Raw genomic sequence first — 12,123 nt, 5'->3', positions numbered from 1 at the left:
AGCCATGAACATCAATCTGCAACTCGACGCCCTGCGCAGCGCTTACCGCGACGGCAGCACCACGCCTCGGCAACTGCTGCTGAGCCTGCGCGACAAAGCCGCGGCACTGAACCCGGACTATCACCTGTTCATCCACTTGCTCAGTGTTGAAGAACTGGAACCGTACCTGGCGGCCCTCGACGGCCGCGAACTTGACAGCCTGCCGTTGTACGGCGTGCCGTTCGCGATCAAGGACAACATCGACCTGGCGGGCAGCCCGACCACGGCGGCGTGCCCTGAATTTACTTACGTGCCGCAACGCTCGGCGACCATCGTCGAGCAACTGTTGGCACTGGGCGCGATCCCTTTGGGCAAGACCAATCTGGACCAGTTCGCCACCGGGCTGAACGGCAGTCGCTCGCCGTATGGCGCGTGCCCCAACAGTGTGTTGCCGGAGTATCCGTCGGGCGGTTCGAGCGCCGGCTCGTCGCTGGCGGTCGCGCTGGGCGTGGCGAGTTTTTCGCTGGGCACGGACACGGCGGGGTCCGGGCGAGTCCCGGCGGCGCTGAACAATCTGGTCGGCCTAAAAGCGACCAAAGGGTTGATCTCAACGGCGGGTGTAGTGCCGGCCTGTCGCACCCTCGATTGCGTGACGACGTTTACCGCGACGGCTCGGGAAGCCAGTCAGTTGCTCGCGCTCACCGCGCACCTTGACCCACGGGACGAATACAGCCGCCGCAATCCGCTGTGGAATGACGGCTCGGCGTTCGGCGCACCGCGCCCTTTCCGTTTCGGCGTGCCCCGTGCGCAGGATCTGGAATTCTTCGGCTGCCCTGAAGGCCCACTGCTGTTCGGTGATGCCATCGATCAGCTCAAGGCGTTGGGCGGCGAAGCGGTGGAGCTCGATCTGTCGCCGTTCCTTGAGGCTGCGCGCCTGCTCTATGAAGGTCCGTGGGTGGCCGAGCGTTTCAGCGTCGCCGGCGAACTGATGGAGCAAAATCCGCAAGCCGTGTTGCCCGTGATCCGCGCCGTGCTGGCCAAGGCACCGGCGGTGACGGGCGTGCAGACCTTCCGCGCCCAGTATCGACTGCAAGCCTTGAAGGCGCTGTGCGACAAGGCGCTGGAAGGACTCGACTGCGTCGTCACACCGACCATCGGCCGCCCGGTTACGCTGGCGGAACTGGACGCCGAACCGGTCCTGCGCAATTCGGAACTGGGTTACTACACCAACTTCATGAACCTGCTCGATTACGCCGCCGTTGCGGTGCCAAGCGGCTTCATGGGCAATGGCTTGCCGTGGGGCGTGACGCTGTTTGGCCGGGCGTTTACCGATCAGTATCTGTTAAGCGTGGCGGATGCGTTTCAGCGTCCTTCGGCTGAGCCAGCGCCGACAACGGTCGCCCGCAATGACCGCGCACGCCTGGTGGTGTGCGGCGCGCATCTGGACGGGCTGGCGTTGAACTGGCAATTGAAGCGGCGCGGGGCTCGGTTGGTCGAGACCACGTTCAGTTCACCGGACTATCAACTGTATGCGTTGGCTGGTGGGCCGCCGTTTCGTCCGGGGATGGTTCGGGTGAAGGATGGCGGCGTGGCCATTGCGGTGGAGGTTTGGGAGTTGCCGAGCAGTGAACTGGGCTCGTTCCTGACCGGGATTCCAGCGCCGCTGGGATTGGGCAAGGTGCAACTGGCGGATGGGCGCTGGGAGAGCGGGTTTATCTGTGAGGCGTATGGGTTGGAGGGGGCGGTGGATATCAGTCATCTCGGCGGGTGGCGTGCGTATCTGCGATCCCTTTCATAGCGCGAAAGAACGACTAGACACCTGTGGGAGCGAGCTTGCTCGCGATAGCGGATTGTCAGGCAACATTTATTTTGCCTGTTAGACCGCCATCGCGAGCAGGCTCACTCCCACAAGGGCCGGGCGCAATCTGCAGGGAGCATGTGAGCCATCATTCGCGCTGAACATGGGGCAGTTATTTCCCGGCAGTGCCATTAGAATGCCTGCCATCGGGTCACTGCCAACGGAAACGTCATGCCGCTTCGATCGCCGCTGTACTCACAACGCTCGTTGGTCCTCACGCTCATCGCGTTGCTGGGCGCAGGCTTCCTGGCCACGTCTCTCCTGAGCTACTACGCCTCGCGCGCGTCGATCCGCGACAGCATCATCAACACCGAACTGCCGCTGACCTCCGACACGGTCTACTCGGAAATCCAGAAAGACCTCGTCAGACCGATCCTGATTTCCTCGATGATGTCCCGCGACACCTTCATGCGTGACTGGGTGGTAAACGGCGAGCAAGACCCCGATAAAATGACCCGCTACCTCAACGAGGTCATGACGCACTACGGCGCCTACACCGCCTTTTTCGTTTCCAACACCAGCCTCACCTACTACCACGCCAAGGGCGTACTCAAGCAGGTCAAATCCACTGAGCCGCGCGACGCCTGGTATTTCCGCGTACGCGACATGGCCGATCCCTACGAGATCAATGTCGACCCGGACCTCGCCAACAAGGACAACCTGACCTTCTTCATCAACTACAAGGTCTACGACTACAACAACCGCTTCATCGGCGCGGCGGGCGTCGGCCTGACGGTCGATGCGGTGATCAAGCTGATCGACAAATACCAGCAGCGTTACCAGCGCAGTGTGTACTTCGTCGACAACTTCGGACGCCTGGTGCTCACCGGCGCCGAGGGCGGCCCACAAGGCGCGCATATCGGACAGAAACTCGACGAACTGGACAGCATGAAGGGGCTGGTCAGTCAGTTGCCCAAACCCCACAGCGGCAGCTACGAATATTCCGTCTACGGCCAGGGACATTTCCTCAATGTGCGGTTCATTCCGGAATTGAACTGGTACCTGTTTGTCGATAAACGCGAAGACGGCGCGCTCAATGACATCCGTCAGTCGCTGTACCTCAACCTGCTGATCTGCCTGCTCGTGACGCTGATCGTGCTGGCCCTGCTCAACCGGGTGATCAAGCGCTTCCAGGGCAAGATCCAGGCGCAAGCGACACTCGACAGCCTGACCGAATTGCCGAACCGTCGCGGCTTCGACCTGCTGGCCGCGCAAGCCATGCACGAAGCCCAACGCGAGCCCAAGCCGCTGACTGCGTTGTTGCTGGACCTGGATCACTTCAAGGCCTTGAACGACACCTACGGTCACCTGGCCGGCGATCAAGTGCTGATCGGCTTCGCCCGGGACCTGGAGAGTTGCCTGCGCCATTCCGACATTGTCTGTCGCTGGGGTGGCGAAGAGTTCATCGTGCTGCTCAAGGACACCGACGGTGAGACCGGTCTGATGATCGCCGAGAAAATTCGCCAGCACGTCGAACAGCAGCGTTATGCCTACAACGGAAATGAACTGCAGCTGACAGTCAGCATCGGCCTGACCACCTTGCAAGTCGATGAAACCTTGCACACCCTGCTCTCTCGGGCCGATCATGCGATGTACCGGGCCAAGCAAGCCGGCCGCAACCGAACGTGCGTGGAAATGCCTCACTCCAGTTATGAATACAGTCCTACATGAATAATCCTGACCTGTGCCCGGCCTGCGGCGCCTCCAACGCCTGCACCCTGGCTGACCCGCGAACCGTCGATCAAACGTGCTGGTGCTTTGGCGTCAGCATCGACCCTTCGGTGCTCGAAGCACTGCCGGCGGAACTGCGCAATAAATCCTGCCTGTGCCCACGCTGTGCCGAGGTCGAGGCGCAGTTGTAAGCACCCGCTCGGCTGATCACGTAAGATACGCGCCCTTTCACCACTGATCCTTTGTCATGCGCGTTGACCGTTTCCTCAGCAATCTACCGCGTTTCAACCGTCAACAGGTCCGACTGTTGCTGGTGGAAAAGCGCGTGCGGATCGACGGAAAAGTCGTCAGCGACCCGCACGCCCAAGTGCTGGAATTCAGCCGCGTCGAGGTCGATGGGGATGTGCTGCAAGTCGGCAAGCCCGCACGTTATTTCATGCTGCACAAACCGCCCGGCTGCGTCAGCGCCACCCGCGACCCGCAACACCCGACGGTCCTAGACCTGATCCAGGAGCCGGACAAGGACGACCTGCACATCGCCGGTCGCCTGGATTTCAACACCACCGGCCTGATGCTGATCACCAATGACGGCAGCTGGTCGCGACGCCTGACCCAGCCGCAGACCAAGCTGCCCAAGGTCTACTACGTCGAGACCGAGCAAGAGATCGGCCCGGAATATGCGTTGAAATTCGCTGAAGGGCTGTACTTCGCTTTCGAAGACCTCACCACCCAACCCGCCGGGCTGGACGTGCTCGGACCCACGTCCGCTCGACTGAGCATCGTCGAAGGTCGTTACCACCAGGTGAAGCGGATGTTCGGCCACTTCGACAACAAAGTGCTGCGCCTGCACCGTGAACGCATGGGGCCGCTGGTGCTCGATAACGCGCTAAAACCGGGCGAGTACCGTGCGTTGCGCACCGAAGAGATTCAATTGATCTAAGCAGCCTACCGCTCAGCAGAAGTTGTCGAACAATTTACGAAAGACACTTGCGCGATGCCGTCTCCCCTGCTTGAATCAGGTCGTCAGCCGAAATGTGACTGACGAGTCACAACATACTTCTAAGAAACTTTTTGCCGGTTAGAGAACCCTCAGGTTCCGCCTCAGACCGGCAGACTGCCCGCCAATAATAATACCCGTCGACCTGCAGTACGGATCGACATGGGCCTCCAAATTCCAGGCGTATGCCTACCTGTCACAAAGCTCGTGCAATCTCTTTTGCGCGCATACCCGCTTGCTTGGAGTCTTATGACATGAGGCCAGAAATCGCTGTGCTGGATATACAGGGTCAGTATCGGGTTTACACGGAGTTCTATCGCGCAGACGCCGCAGAGAAGACCATTATCTTGGTCAACGGCTCGATGGCCACGACTGCGTCGTTTGCACAAACCGTGAAAAACCTTCACCCGCAGTTCAATGTGGTCTGCTACGACCAGCCCTACGCGGGCAAGTCAAAAGCCCACAACCTGCATGAAAAATTGCTGACCAAGGAAGTCGAAGGGCAGATCCTCCTGGAGCTGATCGACCACTTCGCCGCCGAACACGTGCTGTCGTTCTCCTGGGGAGGCGCCGCGACCCTGGTCGCTCTCGCTCACCAGCCACGACGCATCGAAAAAGCCGTGATCAGCTCGTTCTCTCCGGAAATCAACGCGCACATGCTCGACTACCTCGAGCGCGGCATCGACTACCTCGGCAGCCGGGACGGCGACCGGGTCGGCAACCTGGTCAACAGCACCATCGGCAAACACCTGCCGACGCTGTTCAAGCGTTTCAACTATCGCCACGTCAGCAGCCTGGCCGAACATGAATACGGGCAGATGCACTTCCACATCAGCGACCTGCTGCACAGCGATCGTCAGTGCTTCCTCAAAGCAGCTGAGAAAATCAACGTGCCAGTGCTGTTCATGAACGGCGAATGGGACGAATACACCGCCGCCGACGGCGCCCGCTTATTCGCCAACCACGTGCAACACGCCACCTTCAGCACCTTGCAAGCCACCGGGCACTTTCTCGACATGGAACACAAAGCCGCTTGCCGAGACAGCCGCGAGGTACTGCTGGGCTTCCTGAAACCGGCGCAGCACGCCAGCCGACCGCGTTACCACTGCGTCCAGGACCAACATGCATTGGCCATCTGAAACAGCGTCATCACGAGCAAGCTTCGCCCCACAGTGTTGAATGCATTCCTGTAGGCACGAGGCTTGCCCGTGATAGACCGTTTCACCTGCACCAAACGCATCGCGCGCAAAGAAAAACTTCATTTCCACGCGCACATCTGGTACAAAGTCAGCCGCTCTGAGCGGGTGTCGTATAATGGCATTACTCCAGCTTCCCAAGCTGATAACGAGGGTTCGATTCCCTTCACCCGCTCCAATCGAATTTAGGTCTCACGTTGTTTTTTGACGGGGGATGCAGATAAAGAAAAAACCGGCCTTGATGGCCGGTTTTTTTGTGTCTGGGGTTTGTGTTTCGAAGCGAAAAATCAGCGTTTTCGCGCAAAACCGGTGTTTTGTTAGCGTTTTTCTTGCCCAGGTAACGGTTTTCTCTGCACCCTTTGCCCTGTATGACCAGATCAACTCGGAGACCGTGGAATGAACCGTAAGCTAATTCTCAACCAAGAAGACCTGAAAGCTGCATTTGCTCGAGTGGAGCAGCTGTGGGGGGCAGGCATTGGTTCGCCTGAAGGTGATGATCTGGAAACTCTGGCGCTGCTCATCGAAAAGTACGAAGACGAGCATTACCCGATGCCGCCCTCCAATCCGATTGAGGCTCTTAAATTCCGTGTGGATCAGCAAGGCCTGTCTCGTTGAAAACAGGATTTAGTGAACCGCTGATTTTTCATCCTGAATGATCAATCAATGCCCGTCATTAGCTGTCGAGAACCCATTCACTAGTGGCACGAAAGTGGCCAATTTTCGAAAAGGCAAGGTCCTACACTACGGTGGGAATTGTCCGTAGACTTGCGCATTGCTGCGCTGTTGTCACGAGGCCTATAGTCCGTTCCGCGCCCAAATGGCGTATTGGGTTTGGCGACTCGATGACAACGATTCAGAAACACTTCGAGCTTTTTCGGAGCTTTTTCTGACTGCACTTTGCTGCGCTTTTTTTGGTAGCTGTGCGTGGGAGACCTTCGGGTCTGCCGGTTTCACCGTTGTCCGGTTCGCCAACCCGCGTACGGCTGCCACCCTAATTGTTTGGCGACGATTGAGTGGTAGGTCTTCCACCTACTAACGGTAATTACGCATGAACGAATACATGGCTTTAACCAGCAACGCCGACGACCTTCCCTCCCTGTTCGTCAACACCACCCAACCGCTGCATTCCCTGCTCAGCACCGCCAGTTACAGAATCCGGGCTGTCACGCAGCTTCTTGAAAACCTCGCGATGCGAGGCGACATCACGTCTGACTCGGTGATCCTCAGCGACTTTGCGTTGCTCTGCTGTGTGCCCTTGCGCGACGGTTGCGATGTGCTGGATGTGATCGCTCGACGTATGGATGCGCAATAGTTGTGACATAAGATTGGGGCGCCTTTCGGGGCGTCCTTTGCGTTCGCCCAACCTGCTAGCATTTCCCTGTCTTCAACCACCCTCTCCCACGCGCGGCCATCAACGAACACGCGCCATCACTCTGCGAGGGAACCCAATCGGCCGCACATGAGTGCCGCCCGTGAACAATCTCAACAGAGCCGCCCAAACATGACCCAAAACATCTACGACGACGCGGAATTTTTTCAGGGCTACAGCCAATCGGCTCGCTCCATCGGCGGCCTCGACGCAGCGCCTGAATGGCCTGCACTCAAAGCCATGCTCCCGCCCATGAAAGGGCTGAAGGTCGTGGACCTCGGCTTCGGTTATGGCTGGTTTTGCCGCTGGGCCAGTGAACAAGGCGCGGAAAGCGTGCTGGGGCTCGACGTCTCGGAAAAGATGCTGGAACAGGCGCGTCACACGACGTCGGCGACGAACATCCAATACGCCCGTGCCGATCTGGAACAACTCGACCTGCCCGAAGCCAGTTTCGATCTCGCCTACAGTTCCCTGGCATTGCACTACATCAAGGATCTAACTGGCCTGTTCGCCAAAATCCACGCGGCCCTTAAACCTGGCTCGCGTTTCGTATTTTCAATCGAACATCCCATCTTCATGGCCCCCAGTAATCCGGGATGGCTGATCGATAACGAAGGGAACAAGCGTTGGCCGCTGGACAGTTATCAACGTGAAGGCGAGCGCGTAACCAACTGGCTGGCCGAAGGCGTGATCAAGCAGCACCGAACCCTCGGCACCTTGCTCAATACCCTGATTGGCGCTGGTTTCAGCATCCAGCATGTCAACGAATGGGGACCGAGCGATGCCGAAGTGGCGGCCCAACCGGCGCTGGCCGAGGAGCGGGAACGGCCGATGATGTTGCTGGTGCAAGTACAGCGCTGACAACCGGCCAGCGCTGGATAAGTGATTTCAGCGAGTCGCGACGATAAACAAGCGCGGGAACGGTAGCAGCACTGAACCATCGGCCAAGGTCGGATAAGCCCGCTCGATCGCCGTTTGGTACTGCTTGAGGTACTGGGCTTTTTCCGCCTCATCCAGTGGATCGAGAAACGGCCGTAAACCGCTGCCCTTGAACCACTCGACCACACCCGACGCGCCACCCGCGAGCGGGTGATGGTAGGTGGTACGCCACACGTCGACTCGCGTACAGTGCGGTCGCAACATCGAGTAGTAATCGCTGGCGCTCGCCATTTCCGTGCGTTGCCCGGCGGCGTCCGCCAACTTGCTGACCCATGGCCCATCGGCAGCCACTTCACGCATCAAGCGGTGCGACGGTTCGTTGAGGTTGTCGGGCATCTGAATCGCCAGGCTACCGCCCTGTGTCAGCCGGGCGGCCAGCGCTGGCAGTAACGTTGCGTGATCAGGCAGCCATTGCAGCACCGCGTTGGCGAAAATCACATCGAACGGGCCCGGCTCGTTCCAGGTATCGATATCAGCGGTGTCGAAGCGCACTTGAGGCAAGCGCTGGCGGGCGGCTTCGATCATGTCGGCCGAACTGTCCAGGCCGCGCACCGTGGCATTGGCGAAGCGCTCGACCAGCAATTGGGTCGAATTACCGGGGCCGCAACCGATGTCGATGGCCACGCGCGCGTCCACGGGCGGGATCGCCGCGAGCAAGTCACGGGCCGGGCGTGTGCGTTCATCTTCAAAAGCGACGTATTGTTTGGCGGACCAACTCATTGCGTTCTCCTGTCGGTGTGTAGATGTGGCCAGAGGCGCACAACCGGTTCGCTACGATACTCCGACCCGTGCGCCCTGCCCTATCCAACCTATGGCGAAAGAAATCAGTTTACCCAACCTCCGCGTTGCCAATACCAGCCCTCATTACGCCGCTCCCAGTGCGGATGCACATAACGATAGCCCGGTCGCTCCGCAACCCAGTGACCATGAACCGCGACGTAGCGCCCACCATCCCAACGCCAGTATCCCCGAGACCAAACGTACCCCGGGCGCGCCACCGGTTCGATTTCGATCACGCGCTCCGGCGGTGCCTGCGGCGCAATGACTTCGACGTACTCGCGCGGCGCTGGACGCCGCTCATGAACCACCCGTTCCTGCACACAGCCGGAAGCCGTGAACATCACCGCCATTAACGCCATATAACGTAACCACATGCTGCCTCCTCAGGCTTGACCGCCACATCGAGTGAACCAGCAAAAAACGCCCCCTTTTTCTGCCCTGCTCCTGCCTGGCTCACTACTTTTGTAACAGGTCATATCTGTCTATTACCTGAACTGGCCTCACTTGGCGCAGGTGGCACAAGGGAGTTTTCAATAAGCGTTTTCTTATCGCCAAATCGTCGGAAGCCACTACTTTTTTGACCGTTCGTCGAGCGAGCAGGCCAGCAATTTTGACAGCCTGTGTTTCGCACCTATAGTCCTAATCGCGGCCCGTCGGAAGGAACCCGAACCGTTTGTTTTCACGCAAGGAGCCAGGCCAGCTCATGCCCGTGACAGGTGGGTTCCGCCCGTAGTGTTTGCGCAACGGCCACAAGGCAAGCAAGCGTTGTTGTGCCTGGAAAGAAGCCAGGCACTCACTATGAACAAGGAGCTTTACTATGTCTCGAGTCACGGATGTACTGGTTTCAATCGACACCGAAACCATTCTGAAAAACTACCCGAACATCAGCAAAAACCCTGCTTCGCCAACACTCATCGACGTCAATCATGTGTACATGGTGACCAACCGGGACAACGTCATCAATGGCCAGGCCGGTGGCGAACTCAATTTGAAGGCCCAGGTGGGCGACCTGATTCGCTGGCGTGAAACCAGCCTGTCGCAGAGCTTCGAAACGGCCGTCATTTTCTACAAATTCATCGGCAACGTCGGCAACGAATTGATCTCTACCCCCACGCCGCGCAAGGCTACCGCCTGTGTCGCCGTCCCCAACACCAGCAATCCATCGGTGCCGAGCTGCCAGAAAGTCGATAACCATTACTGGTCCTCGGAAACCCTTTCGTGCGGCAGCGTGACCTACCACTTCCACTTCCTGATCGTGGATCGCGATTGCAAGATTGTCGGCTGCTGTTCGTGGGACCCGTTCATTACCATCCGTAATTGATCAGAGGCTGGCCCCTTGGCGACAAGGGGCTTGCCCAATACGTTGCCGCTTCGACAGGAACAGGATGTCTTGCATGAACCGAAGCGGTTGCCGTTTTGCGCCAACATCATGAAAGGAATCCATGATGACTTCCGAACCGATCAAATCCCCTGCATCCAGCATCGCGCCAGCCAATAATGTGCTGCTGATCGTCGATGCCGAATCATTGCTGTCACGCTATCCGCAACCCAGCCTTGAACCGCAAAACCCGACCGCGATAGAGAAAGGTTTTATCTTCGCCGTCAGCGGCACACAAACAACCAAAAGTGTCACAAGTGACAGTACGTTAAAGCTGTTCGCCCTAAACGGAAAAAACTTCCATCTGCGCGGCAGAACCGTCAGTTTGCTCGCCGAGCACAGCGTGGTTTTTTACGAGGTGTCTGTAGGCGATGCCGGGGTACTTTCGCCCCCTGAACTGGTGGTCCACGGCAACCTGACCGTGCCCGCACCCGATCCGGCAAACCCGACTCAACCGGGCAGCCATACGGCGGATGATCATTATTGGCATTTCACGCAATTGGCCTCCGGGGTGGAGGCGTGCGTACTGAATTTCATGCTGATCGATAAGAACTGCGAGGCCTTGGGGTACTTCAGTTGGGCGGTTGAGGTGAAGATGACCGACTGAGCCGATCTATACAAAAAAACCGGCCTCAAGGGCCGGTTTTGTCGTCCACCAGTAAGCGGCTAGTCGTAATACCCAACAGTTTTCTTCAAGTGATCCGAGTATTCGTAGATATCATCGATAGAGTTTATGGCGTGCCGGGTTTCGTTCTTCTCTTCATCAAAGATACCGATGTACTTCTGTGACCGATTGAAGTGCAGACGACAGATCGGTTTGCGGTTGTTATCGTCGAGCAGAATGCCGAAATAACTTTGTGTATCCCGCTGAACAATACGTTTAGCATCGACAACAGACCGAACCACAGCGCGGACGATGTGATAGCCCTCCAGCTCTTCCAATGTCGTCAGGACCTTGTCCTCTGACTCGTCACGCAGATCCGGTTGCTCAGTACCACCGGAAGAAACTGGCAAAGAGGCCAACGCAGGTTGAATAGCCCCGCTCATGGCCGATTTAAGCCTGTCGTTGATCTGGTCGTTTAGAAACTGCACCACAGCTTTTCTCGTTAGCTCATGGAACTGCTCACGAACTTTCTGCGTGATTACCCCCTCATAAACGCGCGAAGCAAACACTTTTACAAAGTCGTCATCAGGCTTGCTGACCTGCGAAGCAATGACCTTTTTGATTTGGCTGACGTACTTCAATTCACCTGCGGCACTGATGATCGAATCCACATCGAAGGCTGATTTGGTGAGCTTGACCAATTCAGGAACGGAGTACTCGTCAATATCTAAAAGGTCGAGTTCAAGAAACGGCTTCTCATCCATCTTGTTGGGTGCATCCAGGTCGGTAAAAAATTTGTAGACCTGACCGTTGGTAAGGATGGAGATCCGGGCGCTGGTGACATGGAAGTAACGAAACAATTGGGAGGCGTGATTGATATGCAACGGTTCGCCTATTTTTTTGCACTCTATGAGGATCTGAACCTCTCCTCCCTTCATGATTGCGTAATCGATTTTTTCTCCCTTTTTCGTTCCGATATCGCAGACGAATTCTGGAGTCACCTCAGTTGGATCGAAGACATCGTAGCCCAGCACGGTACTGATAAAAGGCATGACGAATGCATTTTTGGTCGCCTCTTCCGTTTTGATTGCAGCGCTTTGCAAACGAACTTTGGCGGCTAGGCTTGTTAGCTTTTCGAAGAATTCCATGAGTGACCTCTTTGCTGGTTTCGATCCGTGTGTTTGCATACTGGCAAATTGACTGCCTTTGATATTAGTCACAAACCGGCACAAAGAAAGACACAGCCCAAGAAATGGGAGAAGAAGCGACTCTTTCATTCAATGCCAATCAAATCCCCTTTAAAGATGTCGAGATCGCAGCCTTCGGCACCTCCTACACCGAATGCAATCCAA

12 protein-coding genes, 1 tRNA gene and 1 pseudogene are annotated in these 12,123 nt (G+C 57.3%); 11 read left to right on the top strand and 3 right to left on the bottom strand.

Annotated elements, in window-relative coordinates:
- Positions 1-4: 4 nt before the first annotated feature.
- The 9 genes and pseudogenes from atzF (at position 5) to BLQ41_RS12085 (ending at position 7,931) form a co-directional block, all read left to right on the top strand.
- The gene (gene atzF / locus BLQ41_RS12130) at positions 5-1,777 is read left to right on the top strand and encodes an allophanate hydrolase (protein ID WP_090181129.1); all 1,773 of its coding nucleotides are present in this window, start codon (positions 5-7) and stop codon (positions 1,775-1,777) included.
- Positions 1,778-2,008: 231 nt separating this feature from the next.
- Positions 2,009-3,508 carry a sensor domain-containing diguanylate cyclase gene (locus BLQ41_RS12125; RefSeq protein WP_090181126.1) on the top strand — a complete coding sequence of 500 codons (1,500 nt, stop codon included), beginning with the start codon at positions 2,009-2,011 and terminating at the stop codon, positions 3,506-3,508.
- Complete coding sequence (locus BLQ41_RS12120; protein ID WP_090181125.1) at positions 3,505-3,699, top strand: cysteine-rich CWC family protein; 195 nt, start codon at positions 3,505-3,507, stop codon at positions 3,697-3,699. The genes BLQ41_RS12125 and BLQ41_RS12120 overlap by 4 nt, the downstream gene beginning before the upstream one ends.
- A 56-nt stretch (positions 3,700-3,755) precedes the next feature.
- Positions 3,756-4,448: a pseudouridine synthase gene (locus BLQ41_RS12115; protein WP_090181123.1), complete on the top strand. Its 693-nt coding sequence runs from the start codon at positions 3,756-3,758 to the stop codon at positions 4,446-4,448.
- 311 nt (positions 4,449-4,759) lie between these two features.
- Entirely contained in the window at positions 4,760-5,644 is an 885-nt protein-coding gene (locus BLQ41_RS12110; protein ID WP_090181121.1) for an alpha/beta fold hydrolase, read from the top strand.
- Positions 5,645-5,805: 161 nt separating this feature from the next.
- Positions 5,806-5,879, top strand: a tRNA-Gly gene (locus BLQ41_RS12105).
- 218 nt (positions 5,880-6,097) lie between these two features.
- A pseudogene (locus BLQ41_RS12095) lies at positions 6,098-6,310 on the top strand (helix-turn-helix domain-containing protein); the annotation flags it as partial.
- 439 nt (positions 6,311-6,749) lie between these two features.
- Positions 6,750-7,013, top strand: coding sequence for a short-chain dehydrogenase (locus BLQ41_RS12090; protein ID WP_090181117.1), 264 nt, complete (start codon positions 6,750-6,752; stop codon positions 7,011-7,013).
- 189 nt (positions 7,014-7,202) lie between these two features.
- On the top strand, positions 7,203-7,931 hold the full coding sequence (locus BLQ41_RS12085; protein ID WP_090181115.1) for a class I SAM-dependent methyltransferase: 729 nt from the start codon (positions 7,203-7,205) through the stop codon (positions 7,929-7,931).
- A gap of 27 nt (positions 7,932-7,958) precedes the next feature.
- On the opposite strand, the gene tam is transcribed toward BLQ41_RS12085, so the two are convergent.
- Together tam and BLQ41_RS12075 are read right to left on the bottom strand one after the other, a co-directional pair.
- A complete protein-coding gene (gene tam, locus BLQ41_RS12080) occupies positions 7,959-8,729 on the bottom strand; it encodes a trans-aconitate 2-methyltransferase (RefSeq protein ID WP_090181113.1) in 771 nt (256 codons plus the stop codon).
- Positions 8,730-8,833: 104 nt separating this feature from the next.
- Positions 8,834-9,163, bottom strand: a complete 330-nt coding sequence (locus tag BLQ41_RS12075; RefSeq protein WP_090181112.1) for a YXWGXW repeat-containing protein — start codon at positions 9,161-9,163, stop codon at positions 8,834-8,836.
- A 443-nt stretch (positions 9,164-9,606) separates the two neighbouring features.
- On the opposite strand from BLQ41_RS12075, the gene BLQ41_RS12070 reads away from it, so the two are divergent.
- Entirely contained in the window at positions 9,607-10,110 is a 504-nt protein-coding gene (locus BLQ41_RS12070; protein ID WP_090181110.1) for an inclusion body family protein, read from the top strand.
- Between the two features lie 124 nt (positions 10,111-10,234).
- The gene (locus tag BLQ41_RS12065) at positions 10,235-10,774 is read left to right on the top strand and encodes an AidA/PixA family protein (RefSeq protein ID WP_090181108.1); all 540 of its coding nucleotides are present in this window, start codon (positions 10,235-10,237) and stop codon (positions 10,772-10,774) included.
- 59 nt (positions 10,775-10,833) lie between these two features.
- Here the strand turns inward: BLQ41_RS12065 and BLQ41_RS12060 are convergent, their stop codons facing one another.
- Positions 10,834-11,919: a type I restriction endonuclease gene (locus tag BLQ41_RS12060; protein WP_090181106.1), complete on the bottom strand. Its 1,086-nt coding sequence runs from the start codon at positions 11,917-11,919 to the stop codon at positions 10,834-10,836.
- Between the last annotated feature and the right edge of the window lie 204 nt (positions 11,920-12,123).

It is taken from the genome of Pseudomonas arsenicoxydans, from assembly GCF_900103875.1.
Lineage (GTDB): Bacteria > Pseudomonadota > Gammaproteobacteria > Pseudomonadales > Pseudomonadaceae > Aquipseudomonas > Aquipseudomonas arsenicoxydans.
The sequence above is the reverse complement of the archived record's forward strand: the minus strand, read 5'-3'. Positions and strand labels throughout refer to the sequence as shown.